Source organism: Gracilibacillus thailandensis, assembly GCF_010994055.1.
GTDB classification, from domain to species: Bacteria; Bacillota; Bacilli; order Bacillales; family Amphibacillaceae; genus Gracilibacillus; species Gracilibacillus lacisalsi.
Genome location: NZ_WJID01000009.1, coordinates 63958 through 82632 on the forward strand (window position 1 = coordinate 63958; position 18675 = coordinate 82632).

At 37.3% G+C, this 18675-nt stretch carries 14 protein-coding genes; 8 read left to right on the top strand and 6 right to left on the bottom strand.

Annotated elements, in window-relative coordinates; genetic code table 11:
• Positions 1 to 41: 41 nt before the first annotated feature.
• Both GH715_RS04065 and GH715_RS04070 read right to left on the bottom strand, forming a co-directional pair.
• A complete protein-coding gene (locus GH715_RS04065; protein WP_153834359.1) occupies positions 42 to 884 on the bottom strand; it encodes an MIP/aquaporin family protein in 843 nt (280 codons plus the stop codon).
• A gap of 215 nt (positions 885 to 1099) precedes the next feature.
• The gene (locus GH715_RS04070) at positions 1100 to 1636 is read right to left on the bottom strand and encodes a glycerol-3-phosphate responsive antiterminator (RefSeq protein WP_153834360.1); all 537 of its coding nucleotides are present in this window, start codon (positions 1634 to 1636) and stop codon (positions 1100 to 1102) included.
• A 363-nt stretch (positions 1637 to 1999) separates the two neighbouring features.
• Between GH715_RS04070 and ppc the strand changes: the two genes are divergently transcribed.
• From ppc to GH715_RS04110, 8 genes are all read left to right on the top strand, one after another.
• Entirely contained in the window at positions 2000 to 4753 is a 2754-nt protein-coding gene (ppc, locus tag GH715_RS04075) for a phosphoenolpyruvate carboxylase (protein WP_153834361.1), read from the top strand.
• 540 nt (positions 4754 to 5293) lie between these two features.
• Positions 5294 to 5575: a spore morphogenesis/germination protein YwcE gene (locus GH715_RS04080; RefSeq protein WP_153834362.1), complete on the top strand. Its 282-nt coding sequence runs from the start codon at positions 5294 to 5296 to the stop codon at positions 5573 to 5575.
• A gap of 168 nt (positions 5576 to 5743) precedes the next feature.
• Complete coding sequence (locus tag GH715_RS04085) at positions 5744 to 6874, top strand: glycerate kinase (RefSeq protein WP_153834363.1); 1131 nt, start codon at positions 5744 to 5746, stop codon at positions 6872 to 6874.
• A 64-nt stretch (positions 6875 to 6938) separates the two neighbouring features.
• On the top strand, positions 6939 to 7889 hold the full coding sequence (locus GH715_RS04090; protein WP_153834364.1) for a ribose-phosphate diphosphokinase: 951 nt from the start codon (positions 6939 to 6941) through the stop codon (positions 7887 to 7889).
• 382 nt (positions 7890 to 8271) lie between these two features.
• Positions 8272 to 9027, top strand: coding sequence for an ABC transporter permease (locus GH715_RS04095; protein ID WP_153834365.1), 756 nt, complete (start codon positions 8272 to 8274; stop codon positions 9025 to 9027).
• 20 nt (positions 9028 to 9047) lie between these two features.
• A complete protein-coding gene (locus GH715_RS04100) occupies positions 9048 to 9818 on the top strand; it encodes an ABC transporter ATP-binding protein (protein ID WP_153834366.1) in 771 nt (256 codons plus the stop codon).
• Positions 9819 to 9844: 26 nt separating this feature from the next.
• Complete coding sequence (locus GH715_RS04105) at positions 9845 to 10915, top strand: ABC transporter substrate-binding protein (RefSeq protein ID WP_153834367.1); 1071 nt, start codon at positions 9845 to 9847, stop codon at positions 10913 to 10915.
• An 88-nt stretch (positions 10916 to 11003) separates the two neighbouring features.
• Complete coding sequence (locus GH715_RS04110; RefSeq protein ID WP_153834368.1) at positions 11004 to 11531, top strand: nitroreductase family protein; 528 nt, start codon at positions 11004 to 11006, stop codon at positions 11529 to 11531.
• Between the two features lie 219 nt (positions 11532 to 11750).
• Here the strand turns inward: GH715_RS04110 and GH715_RS04115 are convergent, their stop codons facing one another.
• Genes GH715_RS04115 through GH715_RS04130 form a run of 4 tightly spaced genes read right to left on the bottom strand, consistent with a single transcriptional unit; the run spans position 11751 to position 18645 of the window.
• Positions 11751 to 13541 (bottom strand): DUF2264 domain-containing protein, encoded by a 1791-nt coding sequence (locus GH715_RS04115; protein ID WP_163578448.1) that lies wholly within the window; start codon positions 13539 to 13541, stop codon positions 11751 to 11753.
• Positions 13542 to 13551: 10 nt separating this feature from the next.
• Entirely contained in the window at positions 13552 to 15243 is a 1692-nt protein-coding gene (locus GH715_RS04120) for a heparinase II/III domain-containing protein (RefSeq protein WP_153834370.1), read from the bottom strand.
• Complete coding sequence (locus GH715_RS04125) at positions 15240 to 16847, bottom strand: response regulator transcription factor (protein WP_153834371.1); 1608 nt, start codon at positions 16845 to 16847, stop codon at positions 15240 to 15242. The genes GH715_RS04120 and GH715_RS04125 overlap by 4 nt, the downstream gene beginning before the upstream one ends.
• Positions 16825 to 18645 carry a sensor histidine kinase gene (locus GH715_RS04130; RefSeq protein ID WP_153834372.1) on the bottom strand — a complete coding sequence of 607 codons (1821 nt, stop codon included), beginning with the start codon at positions 18643 to 18645 and terminating at the stop codon, positions 16825 to 16827. The genes GH715_RS04125 and GH715_RS04130 overlap by 23 nt, the downstream gene beginning before the upstream one ends.
• Positions 18646 to 18675 lie beyond the last annotated feature (30 nt).

The following is an 18675-nucleotide window of genomic DNA, read 5'->3' on the forward strand; positions in this document are numbered from 1 at the left end:
ATCTCCGTAAGCCCCCACTGACGGTAGTCTCACAGTATCTTTTAAACCGCTTCCTTTTCGGAAGAATTATTGGTTGACTTGATAGGTCCGTTATGCTTTTTCAGTTCTGCAGTTAACGCTACGCCTAATATAACTGCTATCACAACCGACATGATCCAAAATAAAAGCGTGATTTCACCTACAAAGATAGCATTATAAAAAACGGCTCCATAAACACCACCGATAATCGGACCTATTACCGGTATCAAAGCATAACCCCAATCGGAATCTCCCTTTCCAATAATCGGTAAGACAGCATGAGCAATTCGTGGCCCTAAGTCTCTGGCTGGATTAATGGCATAACCAGTTGTTCCCCCCAGTGACATCCCGATTGCTATAATCAACAAACCTACTATGGCAGGGTTTAATCCTTCCGTAAATTGATTGGCACCGATAAATAACAGCCCCATAATTAATACAAAGGTTCCGATTATTTCACTGACTAAATTGGAAGGTGTACTTTTTACTGCAGGGTCTGTAGAAAAAACGGCTAACTTTGCCCCTTTATCTTCTGTTTCCTTCCAGTGTGGTAAGTATTGAAAGAAGACAATGACTGCTCCAATAAATGCACCGATCAATTGCGCACTAACATACATCGGAACTTTGGCCCATGGGAATTCGCCAATTGAAGCAAAACCTATTGTTACAGCAGGATTGATATGTGCTCCTGAGACATTTCCTACAGCATAAACTCCCATCGCAACAGCTAATCCCCAGCCTATTGAAATGACGACCCAACCTGCTCCTTCTGCTTTTGATTTCTTCAGAACCACTCCACCGACAACACCACCACCAAAGATGATCAGTATCATCGTTCCGATTAATTCAGCTAAAAACTCTGACAAAATGATCCACCCCTTATCTTTAATAAGTCTTCCATCAACAAGAGATGCACGTGCAGTGCCAGAAAAAAAGCCCACACAGCCTTTTACGCACCACTTCCTAGGAAAGTACGCAAATTGCTGTGTGGACTCCTTATCTCCGACACGTTCTTTAACTTGTTAATTACAACAATACACTTCATGTAAAGCGCTGTCAACGATTTTCTTCTATCTTTTTTTCACCAAAGTTCTACATTAGAAGTCGTAATTGCTACCGCTCCTTGCTGCAGTGCATGATCAATATTTTCTCTAGATTTAATTAATCCACCTGCAATAACTGGTATACCTGTTTGGTTTGCTACTTCCCCGATCACATCCGGAATAATACCTGGCAATACCTCAATGTAATCTGGTTGGGTTTTAGATACTAACTCAATGTTCTTGGTAATTGCTGAACTATCAATAGCAAATAGTCGCTGTATAGCAACAATATTACTCTTTTTCGCCATCGCAATAACGTTTGCTCTTGTCGAAATAATGCCATCGACTTTTACATGGCGAATTAAAAACTCCATGCCATACTGATCAACCTTCAATCCGTTAATTAAATCTGCATGCACTAATATTTTCTTATGGTTTTTTTTAGCATATTGAACGATCTGTGGAAGCTGAGCAATCCGTGTTTCAAGAATAATAAATAGTCCGTGATCACTTTCAAGAATTTTGTCAAAGTCTTTCATATTTCGAACTGCTGGCAAAACGCCTTCTAGTTTCATGATTTCCCCTCTTTTTTTGAATGGTTTGCGATTCTCTTTCATTTAGCATAAACTTAATATAGAGATAGACTCAACTATTATACATAGAATGCGCGGATTTTCAGACAATTACGACAATAAAGAAAAATCATTATTCTTTTTGTCAAAATCATGTTATCATAATAGGTGTGTCTATTTTATGAACTATTTTCATTTATTATCTCTGACGACTATAAGGCAGTGTGAAATCGATCGTCCAGTTTAAGTCCTCTAACCAATTCCAACCAACTATCAATGCAAGTTATTCAAAGCACGACACTATTAAATGCATACGTTTATTTCATAACATTAATTGAAAGAAAATTTTGAAAGGAAGTGGGACAAATGACAATAACATCAGCCGAAAAAGTCAATGTATCATTGCTCAAAGATGTCGAATACTTAACCAAGATTTTAGACGATGTATTGCTTCATGAAGGTGGCGATACGTTGTTAAATACAGTTAAAGAGATTCGTGTTCTTTCCACAGAATTTAGAGAGACACAAGATGCTACTACTCAAGATAAAATTAAACAAAAAATTAATGAACTGGAGCCGGGATTGAGAAAAACTGTTATTCGTGCTTTCTCTATCCATCTGCACTTGTTAAACATTGCCGAGCAAAACTACCGTACAAGAAGACGCCGGGAATATCAAGCACAGGATGCAAATATTATTCAGCCTGGTTCTTTAGAAGCTGGAGTTAAAACACTAATTGATAACGATGTTAGTCCAGAACAGATTACAGATTTACTTGAGAAATTGTCATTAGAATTAATTATGACCGCACACCCAACTGAGGCAACGAGAAGAACTATCTTACAAATTCATAAAAGAATTGCTCGTTTATTAACTCAGTGGGATTATTCCTATACAAGATATGAGAAAAAAATGATCAAAGAGCGAATTGCAAATGAAATAACCTTCTTATGGCAAACACAAGAAATCAGACAAAAGAAACCATCTGTTATGAAAGAGGTTTCTAATGGGTTATATTATTTTGACCGTGTTCTATTTGATGTTTTACCCAAAATACATGACGATCTTGAGGATTTATTATTTGAAAAATATAACCAACGTTGGAATATCCCTTCATTCTTACGCTTTGGTTCTTGGATCGGCGGTGACCGTGACGGTAACCCAAATGTAAAAGCAACAACGACATTCGAAACATTAAAACGCCAGCGTGAACTAGTCTTAAGAAAATATAAAGAGGCACTTGATACATTAAAAGATCGCTTAAGTCATTCCGATTCTAAGATCGAAGTGAGTGAAGCTTTAAGAGATTCTATTGAGAAAGATCGTAAAGAATTAGCCTATAATGGCTGGCATAAAGACGATGAAGTATATCGAGTAAAACTTTCTCTTATGCTGAAAAAATTAGAATTTACCGAAAGAGATGATGAACGCGGTTATGCGAAAGCTGAAGAGTTACTGGAGGATTTAAACCTTATCCGTGAAAGCATGAAAATTCATCATCCAAATTACAATCCTGTTAAGCTTTTACGCAAAGTAATTCGTCAAGTTGATCTTTTCGGATTCCACCTTGCATCATTGGATATCCGAAACCATAGTGGTGAGCACGAATCAGCGCTTAGTGAAATATTCCATAAGGTTGGGATAGCTGAGGGATATAAATCTTTAGACGAGGAGGAAAAAGTTAAAACACTTGTTTCTGTTCTAGAGAATCCTCGCCCACTCATTTCTATATATGATGAATTCAGTCCTGAAACATTAGAAGTAATTGACACGTTCCGTATGATCAAGCGTGCTCAGGACACATTTGGTTTACGTGCGATTGAAGTATACTTAATCAGTATGACAGACAATGTAAGTGATCTTCTAGAAGTACTAGTACTAGCTAAAGAAGCTGGACTCTATCGTGTCTATCCAGATGGAAAAGTAGTTAGTCGCATCCATGTGGCACCACTTCTGGAAACAATAGATGACCTGAAAAACGGACCTGAAATGATTAAAAAATTATTTGATATTCCTTTATATCGTAAACATCTGGAAGCACGTGGTGACCTACAGGAAGTAATGCTTGGCTACTCTGACAGTAGTAAAGATGGCGGTAACATCACAGCAAACTGGGAGTTATATCAGGCACAACAAGAAATTCATGATATTGCATCTAGTTATGGTGTTAAATTAAAATACTTCCACGGACGCGGTGGATCACTTGGTCGTGGTGGTGGACCATTATATTCCAGTCTATTATCACAACCAGCTGTAACACTTGGTGATGGTGTTAAAATTACTGAACAAGGGGAAGTATTATCATCTCGATATTTACTAGAAGATATTGCCTACCGTAGTTTAGAACAAGCTACCTCTACCCTGCTTACTGGTATCATGGGATTAAATGATGATAATACAAACATGAAACCTTCACAAGAAGAAGTGGATGCGATGAGTCTAATTTCTGAATACGCATTGAAGAAATATCAATCGTTAGTTTTTGAAGATCCAGGATTTATCCAATACTTCAACCAAGCAACTCCTTTACACGAATTAGGTGACTTGAACATTGGTTCCCGTCCGATGAAGCGTAAAGGCAGTGACCGCTTTGAAGATCTACGTGCAATCCCTTGGGTATTCGCTTGGACTCAAAGTCGTCAATTACTGCCAGCGTGGTATGCTGCAGGTACCGGCTTTAAGAAATATCTTGATGAAACAGGAAACCTAGACTTACTGAAAAAAATGTATGAAAAATGGCCATTCTTTAATGCAACGATCAATAATCTACAGATGGCCCTAACTAAAGCAGATATTCAAACTGCCCAGGAATATGCTAATATGATGCAAGATAAGGAAATTAGTTCTCGTATCTTTAACGCTATTAAAGAAGAATATAGCCAAACAAAAGATATCGTCTTAACAATTACGGGACAAGAGGAATTACTTGATAATCGTCATAACATTAAAGAGTCGGTTAGACTACGTAATCCTTTAGTAGATCCATTAAATTTATTACAAGTTCAACTCGTATCACAATTACGCAATCAGGGAGAAGAAAGCGAGAAATATGATGAACTGTTAATGGAAGCTCTCCTTACCATTAATGGTGTCGCTGCCGGTCTGCGTAATACAGGTTAATATCATTATTGAGAAGCCTTTAAGCAATGTGCTTAAAGGCTTTTATATGTTAACAAGATAATGACTTCCGAATCGCCCTATCTTTTGCTCAATTATTATAAGGAAAACCTCTAATTTTATTTGATACATTTCCCCGTAATGATAAGTTTACCGGGAAAAACTCATCATTTCCCTAGACACATTTCCCGGTAAATCAAACTTTATCGGGAAATCTTACGGTTATTTTAACAGCTTATCTTATTACATATCTTTCATCGTTAACATATTATTCTCGTAGTATTAACCATCGTTTTAATTTGGATATATGACCACTCGAATCTAGAAACTAAGTGCTTGGACAGGTTTAACGTCCCATTGACCACGGGTAATGGAATAGTAAAGACAATGATAAAAGCTATATAAGGGAGATTCAACCGCGCCCTCTAGTCGGTACCACTCAAAATTTGTGTCTAAAATATGAACTAATTGTTACAAAAGTATGAACTTTATGTTATACTAACACTGAAAACACTTACAAACTAAAGCTTGAGGTGACTCAGTATGGATATATTGTTAATTTTCTTGTTAATTTTTAGTTTCACTCCTTTTTTACTTTGGGGCGATAATTGGAAGAAAACTGCGCTAGGCCAAATACCTTTTGTTATTGGTGCATGGTTTACCTTTATAAAATATGTAACCGTTGGAATAGGACCTGGAGAGGCCTATTTATGGGGAATATTCATTGCCAATCTGATATACGGTCATATTGCCTTTACTATTGTGCTACTTGAAATGCGAAAATCAATTAAAGTACATCAACCAATGGTACAACAAAATAATTAATCAAGATGATGTGATTATTGCATCATCTTTTTTTATATTTATGATTTCTCAACTTCTTGTTCCTCCTTAATTCCACCAAACGCTCCTCTCTTCCTTTTTAAGATTGATTGAAAGCGGTATCTCATTTATACTTTACTAAAAAGGATCTTATTTATTGGAGGAAGTGTTATGAAAATTGTTGTTGCACCTGATTCTTATAAAGGAAGTCTTTCCGCTACGGAAGTCGCAAATACGATAAAGACAGCAATTCAAGCAAGTGGAAGTCATGAAGTTATCACCAAACCAATGGCAGATGGTGGTGAAGGTACGATCGAGGCAATCTTATCAGCTACATCTGGAGAACAAGTCCAGATCTCTACACTCGGACCATTAGGCACTACAATTCAAACGAGCTATGCTATTATTAACCAGACTACTGCTGTCATTGAAACAGCCATGCATGCAGGATTGTATCAAGTTCCCACTGAAAAGCGAAATCCTGATTTGACGACGACTTACGGTATGGGACAAGCGATTCTCGATGCATTAGATAAAGGCTGTCAGCAATTTATTGTCGGTCTCGGTGGTAGTGCTACGAACGATGGTGGTTTAGGTTTATTACAAGCACTTGGATTAAAAGCATTTGATAAAAATGGTAATCCTGTCGATAAATTTGGCAAAGACCTGTTACATATTGACACTGTTCAATTGGATGATTTAGACCCACGTATTCAAGATGTTGACTTTCGAATTGCATGTGATGTCGATAATCCTTTATGTGGAAAGCTTGGTGCAAGTGCTATATACGGTCCACAAAAAGGCGCATCTTCGGAACAAATCCGATTATATGATAATGCTTTAAACAAATTTGCTCATCTGATAGAAGATCAGTTACATCATAGTTGGCAGCAGGTTCCCGGTGCTGGTGCTGCTGGTGGTTTAGGATTCGCGTTCCTATCACTTGGAGGTCAATTAGAATCTGGGGCATCTTTAATTGCTGATGCTATCCATCTAGAACAAAGTATCAAAACAGCTGACCTTATTTTCACTGGTGAGGGTCAAAGTGATGAACAAACCTTATATGGGAAAGCACCCGGTTTTGTGGCAGAAACTGCTCATAACTATAACACACCAACCATTTTATTATCTGGCAGCTTGGGCGGTAATACTGCAAAATTAAGAGAACATTTTGCAGGCTGTTTTTCCATTGTTAATCAGCCCTTAAGCCTTGCGGAATCTATGGAAAACACCTCTACTTTGTTAAAGGAACAAACGTTGCAAATTATGTCATTGATTCAAGCATTAAAGAAAGAGAGATAACTTGTTTCATTTGTCGCTTTTTGCGATAATGTAAGAGACATTCATTAATTAGGAGGTCTTTTGCTTGAACGATACATACAATGATACCAAATTGAAAGTTTTTTCTTTAAACTCCAACCTGCCGTTAGCTGAAGAAATTGCTCATCATATTGGTATTGATTTAGGTAAGTCATCTGTCAAAACATTTAGTGACGGAGAAATTCAAATTAATATTGAAGAAAGCATTAGAGGTTGTGATGTTTTCGTTATTCAATCGACGTATGATCCTGTTGAAGATCATATGATGGAATTACTAATTATGATAGATGCTTTGAAGAGGGCTTCTGCAGCATCCATTAATGTCGTGATTCCTTATTATGGTTATGCGCGTCAGGATCGAAAATCTCGTGCACGAGAACCAATCACTGCTAAGTTGATCGCAGATTTAATCCAAAAAGCTGGTGCAGACCGAATTATTTCTATTGATTTACATGCACCCCAAGCACAGGGCTTTTTCGATATTCCTGTAGACCCAATTACAGCTGTCCCGATTATCGGAAGCTACCTATATGCAAAACAATTAGAGAATATTGTTGTAGTAGCACCTGACCATAGCAGTGTATCACGCGCCAGACATTTAGCTGATCAGTTAAAAGCTCCGATAGCTATTGTAGACCGCAGAGGTCCGAGAGACAGCGCATCTACTATCAATATCGTTGGTGATGTTGAAAACAAAACAGCAATTATTATAGATGATATTATTGATACCGGACGACGTATTACGACTAGTGCAGAAGCATTAAGAAAACATGGTGCAAATCTGGTGTATGCGTGTACAACTCATCCTGTACTTTCGGGAATAGCCGTCAATAAAATTGCTGAATCCGATATAAAAGAATTAATCGTTACGAATACAATTCCATTATCTGAAGAAAAACAAATCGATAAAATTACACAATTAACTGTAGCCCCTGTTGCAGCCGAAGCGATTATCCGTTTATATGAACATCAATCTGTCAGCTCACTGTATAACTAAAGCATTAGCTACTGATATAGCAACTGGTTTATTGTAGTTCTCTACATACCAGTTGCTATACTTTGTTGCCTTCAATTTTTGCTCTATTCCACATAACCGTTATTTTATCTCACCCCTTTCCTCGCCTTTTGCTTTGATCGATTCTTCCTTCAGGTGATTTCTCCAAAGCATAAGCGTCCATATTAACCATTGATGCTGCTGCATTCTTCTGCCCATAAGGATTATCTGATTCCACTAACTAGCATAACCAGAAATAACATAGATTAACAATTACTGTATACGTCGACTTCCTTCTTTTCTTGTCAACTTATCATACAGACTTTTTTTGCACACCTTCTGGGCGAATACATATGATAGCCATATAAAGAGAGGAAGAGATGTCATGCAAAAAAAAGTATCTATACCACAATTGATTACCATCTCCTCCCCAATCTGCTTACTTCTTTTATGGGAGTTTTGTTCACAGTTCGAGATATTAGACCCTCGTTTCTTTCCAGCACCCACTTTGATCTTACAAACACTTGTGCAGATGGGAGAGTCTGGGGAGCTTTTTAATCATGTAACTGTTAGTTTAACGCGAATTGTATTTGGGTTCTTACTCGGGGTTATTCCTGCAATCTGTATCGGGCTATTAATGGGGATGTATCGTTATTTCAGACATTTTTTCTCACCTATCATTATGATTTTTATGCCGATTCCAACATTGGCGATGCTTCCTATTATCCTAATTCTGTTTGGGATCGGAGAATTCTCGAAAATGATTACTATTGCAATTAGTGTCTTTTTTCCAGTGGCTATCAATACCGCAGCAGGTGTTGCGAATATCGATAAGATCTACGTGGACGTCGCCAAGAATTATCAAGCCAATGCAAAAGACTTCTTTTTCAAAATTGCACTTCCCGGCTCATTACCAGTTATGCTGGAAGGGATACAAATGGGCCAGGCGATCGCACTACTGACAATAGTAGCAGCCGAAATGATCGGTGCTAATTCGGGAATCGGCTACCTAATTTGGATGAATTATAAAGCCTTTCTACTGCCACAAATGTATGTCGGATTATTGCTTATTTCGTTTTTTGGTTACTTTTTCTCCTTATTACTAAGAGGAATAGAACGAAAATTATTGCCCTGGAAATAACGTAGAAAAGAGGGATAAAGTTGTCAAAAATTGAGATTAATCAATTATCGAAAAAATTTATTAAACGAAATAAGTATATCGAAGCTTTACAGGACATCACGTTATCGATTCAACCAGGAGAATTCGTCTGTTTACTAGGTCCAAGTGGCTGCGGAAAAACAACCTTACTTAGAATTTTAGCTAATTTAGAAAAACCGAGTGCTGGTGAAGTAATCATTCACCAGACAGATAAAGAAAAGCCATTACAATCGATGGTTTTTCAAGAAAATGGAATCATTCCTTGGCTCACGGTAGAAGAAAATGTTGCATTCGGGTTAAAAATGAGACATTTACCAAGTGCTTATATAAAAGAACGCACCGAATATTATTTATACAAAGTTGGTTTAACTAATTTCAAACGATTGTATCCGAAAGAACTATCTGGTGGTATGAAGCAGCGAGTTAGTATTGCACGAGCTTTTGCAAATGACCCGGAAATTTTATTAATGGATGAACCATTTGCAGCCTTAGATGAACAGAACAAATTCATTTTACAAGAAGAATTACTTTCGATTTGGCAGGAAACTAAGAAAACGGTTCTTTTTATCACCCATAGTATTGATGAAGCACTATTGCTTAGTGATCGAATTCTACTAATGAGCTCACAACCCGGAAGAATTGTTCAAGACATTAACATTGAGATGAAACGACCACGATCAATTGAAAAAGTACGATCCGATTCAGCCATGACAGACATTTTCTTAGATGTATGGGAGCATCTGCAAAATGAAGTAAAGCAAGCCAGATTATAGTGAGTAATTGTAATGGAGGAATAACAATGAAAAAATTTCTATTTTTAATAATGACAGTTGTCGCGTTCTTGGTTATAAGTGGTTGTCAATCATCCGATTCCAATCAACAGAGTGACGGCGAAAATACTGATTCTTTAACCCCACTTGATGAGACCGCCAAAGTAGTGATCGCAGAAGATGGATCCGCTTCTGGAGCAGGTTTTTACATCGCAAAAGATAAAGGCTATTTTGAAGAGTATAACATTGAAGTAGAATTCGCAACGTTTGGCAACAGTGATGAAATGTTGCCTGCTGTTGCAGCTGGTGAAGTTGATGTAGCCGGTGGTATATCTTCCGCTTCTTTCTTCAATTCGATCGCACAAGGTATTGATGTTCGCTTTATTGCTGACAAAGGTCATAACAATCAAGGCAGTTCCTACTTTACCTTTGTTGTAAGAGAAGATTTAAAGAATGAAATTAAAGATTATCCTGATGTAAAAGGTAAGAAAATTGCTGTTTCTACAGAAAACGGTGTTGATCATTATATTTACAATGAAATGCTGAAACATGCCGATGTTTCGCAAGATGATGTAGAATTTGTCTTGATGAGTGACTTTAGTAACATGATGTCTGCGATGGGAAATGAACAAATTGATCTTGCTTTGCAAATTGAACCTCTTATTACACAAGGAGAGAATCAAGGCATACACCAGCGTTTCCACGATGCAACCGACTATGCTCCAGAAGCGCAAATCGCAATGGTTTTAGGTTCACCAAAGTTTTTAACAGAACGACGAGATGTTGCCGTTCGCTTTATGGCAGCATACTTGAGAGGAGTTCGTGATTACCATGACCTCTTTATAAAGGATATCGATGACAACGGTGAAGTTATCTCTATCATGGCCAATCACACAGCATTGAAAGATGAAGCGCTATGGAAAGAAGTTGGTGTAACAGGTTTAAATCCAAATGGCTATATATTTGAAGAAGACGTAGAGAAACAATACCAATTCTATAAAGAAAATGGTGCGATTCAAGGAGAATTAGATTTTGATCAAATTATTGATATGTCGCTTGTTGAGGAAGCATTAGATTTAATTGGAACATATGAAGAATAATAATTGCCCTTCCTATTTCAATCTAATAAATGGTTATAACAGGAAATTATTGATAGAATGGAATAGTAAATGGAATAGGAGGGATTGTATGGACGTAATAGAAGCTATTAAAAACAGAAGAGAAATTACAAGATACCTAGATCGTGAGATTGATAAGGAAGTATTGGAAGCAGTAGTTGATGCTACCTATTTTGCTCCTACCGGAAATAATTTACCATCCAAAGATATTATCGTGATAACTGATCCAGAAAAATTAGCTGCTTTAAAAGACACTACACCGTTTATGCCATGGATTGCCGACGCTAAGGCAGCAGTTGCTATCACCGGTCGACCAAATGTTAGTAAGTATTGGTTACAGGACAGTTCCATTGCAGCTGGATATTGCTGGTTAGCGGCAGTAGAACAAGGATTAGTTGGTGCTTTCGGTGCAATCTATCATGCAGAGGACGCCGAAGAATCAGAGAAACGTGAAAGTCATGCCAGAAAAATCTTAGCTATTCCTGCAGATCGACAAGTAGTGGCCATCATCGGTCTTGGTTATCCAGCTGAGACAAAGCCACCGAAAAAGCATATACCAAAAGAAGATATGGTACATTATGAATATTTTGGGGCTTAATGATTGAAGGTTTTGACAGGTTTTCCTCAACTTTTTAAACTTACCGTAACTTCACATTCATGCGTGACTATTATTTCAAGAACATTTACTAGCAACTTCAGGGTATTTACTGGCAACTTTTCGATTTTACTGGCAACTCCGGACCTTTTACTGGCAACTTTTCGATTTTACTGGCAACTCCGAGGCATTTACTGGCAACTATATCAATAGAAGCGAGGATTATCCCCGCTTCTCTATTAAATCAGCCAATTTCCACTCTTTGTCTTCTAAATAAATAATCCCGTTCTCTAATCTTGGCAACTCTGCTTTCGCTTGTGTCGGTGATCCGTAAAAGGCATGTACAAATAGATGAGTTCCCTTGTTTAATGATTTTGTTAGTGTTGGAATTACCGTTCGTTTTTGCATCAAATTCGTATTGGCATTCGGATAAATATGCTTATTTTCAGCATCTCCACTAAGGGCTATAGCTGACACTTGTCCATGGTCTGTTGTCACTGACTTCTCATCTATAGTAATACCGGATTCTGATAATCCAAGCGCAAACCCTCCATCAGCTATGTCCAGTGGTCGTTTGGAGGTAATTTCATGAATACGTATGTGCCACGGTAATCCAGGAATGATCCATGTACGAATGTCAACATCTTGCCACGGCGCCCACACCATATAGATATAATCATTCTCTACCTTTTTCTCCATGACTTGTCTCTTAACGCGAAACAATTGATCTTGTTCACTGAGTGCTAACATATTATCAAAGGCACCTTGATCCAATCCCCACTCTCCACGTGGTACACTAAAACCAAAATAATTCGAATAAGCAAACTTTTCATATTTGCTGGACGTATGAGTATGTGCATTTGTATGCTGATAACCGGAAGTGAAAGCTACAACATGTTCGTCATGACGTTTAATTACTAAGGAAGCTTTTGCTAGTCGTTTTGATTTTGGTAGCGAAGGTAATGGCTGCTCATCCACTTGCCAAAAAGGATGATCCTCAGGCAAAGCTAATAGAAGAAACGATTTAAATGCCCAGTACGGTGAGCCTGGCGCATTATAGTTTTCTGCCATTAGAAGATTTGGATAATGATAGCCAATTGATAGTGTACCATCAGGCTGAAAAATATCTTGTTTACACCAGTAGCGAAAATGTCTGAGAATGATGCCTTTGACAGTACCTAAAGGAATATCATCTAAACCTGCATAGACATAAGCACTCCAGAACGAACATTGGGCAAATCGATAGGTTAGACTACGTCCATACGGAAGTGCCCGTCCATCCTCACTAAACCAGTGGAGAAAATCCCTTGCAAACAAAATAGCTCTTTCTTTATAGACCTTCGCACGTTCAGGGTCATCTTTTTCCATGACGGTAGCATAGAACAGACCATAATAATGAAGTGCAAAAGGTGTGTAATAATCGACATGGGCTACTTCGCCATCCTTATACCAACCGTCACCTAAGTAAAAATCATCAATCCTGTTTAAATTATGTTCAATGGTTGCTTGATCGTATGGTGCTCCAACTTGTTTCAAGCCGATGTTCACGATTACTGCGAAAAATAACCAGTTACAATCATGGGCTGCGTGCTGATTGATTTGAGATAACCAGTTTATTAGATTGTCTTGTTGATCTTCGCTTAATGGTTCCCAAACTTGTTCCGGAGCTAAACACAAGGCATAACCAAAGGCTGCCATCTCGACGATGCGCTGATCATAATCATGGATTTCGCCCCAGTAGCCTTCACTCTCTCGATCTGTACCATTTACAATACCTTGCAAATGTTTCGACCATAATGTAGTACTGCCATGAGATGCAATAAAAGGGGCTGCTCCCCATAAAACTCTTGAAAAACATTCAAGTCCCGCTACACTTTCCGAGTAGGCTGCAGCTGTCTGCCCCACTCTTATCCGTGAGTTTGTTTGATCATAATATGGCTCAAGCGGTGCCCACATATCTAGTAATACTTTCTCTACATCTTTTTTCGTCTGTAAAGGATTCTGCTTCACCATCATGTTCCTCCTAAAACTTAAATTCAAATCGAAGTGTAATATCTTTATCTAGGCTAATAACTTCACATAATATTTGTAAATAATATTCTATTTTACCCTGATGATTTCGAAAACTTTTCCTTTCCACACTTGATTGTACTTTATCTTTATCAAACGTTATTTCCAAGGTTTCCTGATCACCTTTTAAATAAATTCTATCCTCTTGCTGTTCAAAGGGAAGATCCGCTGCAATAAAAGATTCCACCAAAGAAGCTGGTTCCGTTTCCAATGCAAACTCGTCGATAACTATTAACTTTGGTCTATCTGATTTATCCCAATTAAATTTGCGAATAAATTGTAGTTGCTCGCTGTATGCATCGCTTAAATCTAATGCAAGCTCGTCCTTACCGCTACTTTCTTTGATTTGGGTGATTTCACCAGAAAATTGAGCACCTTCTTGCTGATAGACTCCATTAATAACAGGAACAGAATGACCTGCTGCACTGTTGCAGATAAATTGATAGCGTTTATCACTAAAATAATCTTTATGATACTCACCAGAGCCTAAATCTCGCAAAAACACCTCTCCATGACCATAAAGGATAAAATGCCCGATATCATTATGGTTGTGTGGTTCGTCATTATGACCAGCCTTGACAGCAAATGCATGTTGCTCGATTCGCGATAAAAAGATAGCAGCCTGTTCCATCAAGTAGTTCCCTTGTGGCCATTCCCCTCCCTTGAGATTTGGGTCATACCAGCTTAACTCGCGGATAGCAGGTGCCCACCTACCACAATGATCAACAGCATTTGTCAACGCTACACTCTCGTTTGGTACATGTACTTCGGCGAATTTTTTATGCAAAAAATGGCTGAATCCGAGCATCGGAGCAGCAGTTGGTTCAGCATCTGAGAAATTGACGACGTGATTGCCATCCAAAAATATTTTTTGCTGAAAAGAAGCAATCGCTTTTACTTTGGGACGTTCGAATAAATTAATGTCCCGAAAACGCTCTAATAGATCAGCGAAATAGACAAAATAACCGAAACCGTATTGCCAGTAGCCGTAGCCTTCCGTACACGCCCCATCATCCTCGAAGCCTGCTAAATAATATTCCATCGTTTGGATCACTCTCTTGATTATTTGGTTTTGCCTACAATCACCATTTAGTATATATAGCGCTGCCGCTCCAATTGATCCACCGCAGACAGATGCCCAATTATGTGTGGCTTTCTCCCAATGAAAAGATCGTTCTAGAAAAGGAGTGAAAACTCGGCGATCGATCTCAATTTTTATCTTTTCTACTAGAAAATCATCCAGTTGTTCACCAAACAGATCAATAAGTTCGGCTAGTGTAAAAGCTGTCTCTGCCGCAAAAAGGTCAACAGAATATTGCAGTTGAGCAGTTTGTCGATATGTTTGATAATCTTGCTCTTCAAATTGTCTGTCTAGGTGTGCAGGCAAGCACCACGTAAATTCATTACATACTAGCCATATCTCATTTTCTAACGCATCTGTATACGTTTTCGTTTCTGGGTACAGGTAGTGAAGTAAACCAAATGTCGTTAATCTTTTTCGCCGCAGAAAATACTGTGTTTCGTACATTTGCCGATCGCCGTTTCGCATAAATTGCCGGTACGTATTAAAGCTGATGTTGTCAGCTGGTGTATGCAGAAAATGCTCAGCATCCTTCTTCAATTGTGCTATAAAGCTACTATTCATTTCACATTAGCCCCATTCCATTTACGTCCTCTGTATTCTAATGGTGTACACCCTGCCTGCTTCTTGAAAATTTTAATAAAATAACTTTGATTGTCGTAACCAAGTTGTTCACATATTTGTCCAACCGAGTCATTGGTTAATTCCAATAACTCTTTAGCCCTTTCTACTTTTCTCTGTTTGACATATTCTACAAAAGTAATCTGCATTTCTTTTTTGAATAGTCTGCTAAAATAACTAGCATTTAAATATAAGTATTCTGCCACTTCATCTAACGATAATTTTTTCTCAATATTATCTGCAACATAATAACAGGCATTGACGACATCTTGATGATAATTATTTTTTAATTGCTGTGTCGTTTCTTTTAGGCATTTTTCAGCATAGTTATTCAGCCAATCGTGTAATTCATATATCGTATCTAACAGAAAAACCTCTTCTTGGATGGACTCCACATGGTAATTAGATTGAAAATACGGAATCGTCCGCAATCTTATGTTCAAGTCTAAAATCATTCGGAGAAACCATTCTTTAACAACCTTTGGCTCATACTGCTTTGCAATACAAAATTCTATCCATTTGGCCAAGTTTTCTTTGAACGACACAAGATCACGTTGGAACATGGCCTTTTTCAGTTCGTTTGCCACATCCTGATAATATTGAAAAATCTCTTGTCCATGATAAGTTCTAGTTATTTCCTCTGCATTCACTATGGTATGGTTACGAGTGAAAAAAATTTGTTTCTCATTATTCACTAAAGAAATAATGGCTGACTTTAATAAACTCACATCCGTTTTATTTCCTATCAGGAAACTTACCTGTATATTCAAAAAATGGTTCAATGAATGTTGTAACTCTTTCAATAAATCACGTAATTCTCCGAAAATATCATATTTGATCGAAAAATAATCTGGATAGAAGAGAAAGCCTTTGTTTTGCTCATAATGAATGCATAAAATCTTATTCAACTCTTTCTTATTAATTATTTCTCTCATAATGTTATAAATTGCAAATTGTAAGGTATCATCCGAAATAAAGTTTTTCTTCACTTGATAATAAGCATTTACATAAAAATATACAGGAATATATTGCACACTTTGATCGAATATTTCCAATAATTTATTAGAAGAGCCTTGCATGAGCTGTCGCAATAGTTTTTGGTTTTCGATATCATAATTCATTTTCACTTTATGCCTTAATTGTTTTACTTCTACAACTTTGGAAGTATCATTATCCAATCGCCTTTTACAAGCTATTAAAATCTCTTCTACATCTTCTGGATTAAGTGATTCCTTTAATATATAATCCTGGACATCTAATTTAATCGCTTGCTGGGCATATGAAAATTCGTTATGACAAGAGATAATGGCTACTTGAATATTCGGGTTCCATTTTTTTATTTCTTTTATAAGCTCGATGCCATCCATCTTTGGCATGCCTATATCCGTAATTAGAATATCAGGCATCTCTTTTTTTGCATATTGAAAGGCATGTAAGCCATTCTCATGTGTACTGGATAATTGTAAGCCTAATTCCTCCCAATTAATCGTTTCAGATAAAAACTCAATCGTTGGATAATCATCATCAACTAACATGACTTTGTACATGACCTTCACCACCTAAAGGAATCTTTATCGTTATCATTGTACCTACCTTCAACTTACTTTCTATGTTCATTTCAGGACTCACGCGATAAGAAAGCTGTAATCGTTCGTATACATTTGCCATACCGATACTCGAAAATCCTTTATTCGAACGTTTGGTCGTTGTCGATGAACGTAATTCCTCATTCAATTTAGCTAATTGTTGTGGACTAATCCCTTCTCCATTATCACGTATGCTAAGTTGAAGCACCTCATTATGGATGTCCGCTGTGATAATAATTTGACCGGAACCTTGGTTCAGACCATGAATAATCGAATTCTCTATCAAAGGTTGTAATAAAAATCTTGGCACTAGTTGCTGATATGCTTCATCTGTTACATTTATCTCCAATTCTACTTTATTTTTCTGTCTCATATTCATTAAATTAACGTAATCTTTCATTAAACTTATTTCATCGAATAACGTGATTTGATCTTCTTTATTATCAATGGTCCAGCGTAACAACTTCGAAAGAGACTGAATCATGCCGGCACTTTCCTTATCACCAAATCTAAAAACTTTCATGCGAATCGAATTCAACACATTGAATAAAAAGTGCGGATTAATTTGAGCCTGAAGCATGGCTAATTCTGCTTTTCGTTTTCTTTTATGCGTTTGATTTACTTCATCAATCATCGTATTGACTCGATCGAGCATATGGTTCAATGAATGAGAGAATTGACCAATTTCGTCATGACTGTTTACGTTTGCTCGTACACTCAAATCACCTGTTTGCACCTTCTTCACCACTTTATCCAAGTGTCTTAATGGTTTGGTAATTCTGTTCATTAGATAGGCTAAAATAACAAAAAATATTGCAAAGGATACAGCTAATAATAAAAATACTTCTGAGAAAATCGAATTAATATTGGAAGTAGCTGCTTTATACGGAAGAACAGAGACCAACCTCCAGTCATTAAATGTTAATGATTTATGGGTGATCACATATTTTTTTCCGTTCCATTCGGCTATTTGTGAACTATCCGTTAACGGGATATCCGCTAATATCGTTGCTTGTTCACCTATCAGTTCAGGATCTTTATGGGATAATATCTGATTTTGGTCATCAACAAGCATGATTTCTTCAGATGGGTTTTGATTGTTTAAAATATTTCGAATTTTTGTTTCCAGTAAGGTGACAATAACATATCCATAAATGCCACTGTTACTATCACGTAACGTTCTGGCAACAGATAGTTGATAGGGACTTTGGATTCGTTCATACGTCAGCATTGTTGGTTCCACACCAGACCAGTAAGATTCAAAGCCGTTTAAAGAACTTAATTCCTTAAACCATTGCTCTTGATAGAACGAATTAGGATCAAATTGCCCAGTAGAATAATTCGTATAATATTGGCCATTTTTCAATAATATCGTCACATAGGATTTTTCACCTAATAAAGTTATATTTTCAATGGTTTTCCGTACTTGACGGTCTTCTAAATATTCCGTATAACTCTGATTGTCGACTTCATTCAAGGTTAGGTTCGATTTATTTTTAAGGATTGTATTCAATTCTGAGTCAATTTGAACAAAATTGGAAGCATTGATCACATCATCTATCACTCTACCAACATTTTCTTCGGTTAAATCAAGCTCTTTCTTTGCGTTTTGCATCGCTTGTTCTTCTACTGCATCTCTTGTTAAGTAGCTGTATATGGATAATGTTAATAATACGGGAATTCCAATACATATAAAAGATGCGAGAAATACTTTGGAACGAAAAGAAGGAGACGTTAATCTCCGGTAGTTAGTCCACATCATCATCCTCCTCTAATACAAGAATGTTAG

Coding starts and splice junctions, on each gene's coding strand:
- GH715_RS04125 (WP_153834371.1), bottom strand. CDS start 16,847: ATGTACAAAGTCATGTTAGTTGATGATGATTATCCAACGATTGAGTTT.
- GH715_RS04105 (WP_153834367.1), top strand. CDS start 9,845: ATGAAAAAATTTCTATTTTTAATAATGACAGTTGTCGCGTTCTTGGTT.
- GH715_RS04085 (WP_153834363.1), top strand. CDS start 5,744: ATGAAAATTGTTGTTGCACCTGATTCTTATAAAGGAAGTCTTTCCGCT.
- GH715_RS04080 (WP_153834362.1), top strand. CDS start 5,294: ATGGATATATTGTTAATTTTCTTGTTAATTTTTAGTTTCACTCCTTTT.
- GH715_RS04070 (WP_153834360.1), bottom strand. CDS start 1,636: ATGAAACTAGAAGGCGTTTTGCCAGCAGTTCGAAATATGAAAGACTTT.
- GH715_RS04115 (WP_163578448.1), bottom strand. CDS start 13,541: ATGGTGAAGCAGAATCCTTTACAGACGAAAAAAGATGTAGAGAAAGTA.
- GH715_RS04130 (WP_153834372.1), bottom strand. CDS start 18,645: ATGTGGACTAACTACCGGAGATTAACGTCTCCTTCTTTTCGTTCCAAA.
- GH715_RS04095 (WP_153834365.1), top strand. CDS start 8,272: ATGCAAAAAAAAGTATCTATACCACAATTGATTACCATCTCCTCCCCA.
- GH715_RS04120 (WP_153834370.1), bottom strand. CDS start 15,243: ATGAATAGTAGCTTTATAGCACAATTGAAGAAGGATGCTGAGCATTTT.
- ppc (WP_153834361.1), top strand. CDS start 2,000: ATGACAATAACATCAGCCGAAAAAGTCAATGTATCATTGCTCAAAGAT.
- GH715_RS04110 (WP_153834368.1), top strand. CDS start 11,004: ATGGACGTAATAGAAGCTATTAAAAACAGAAGAGAAATTACAAGATAC.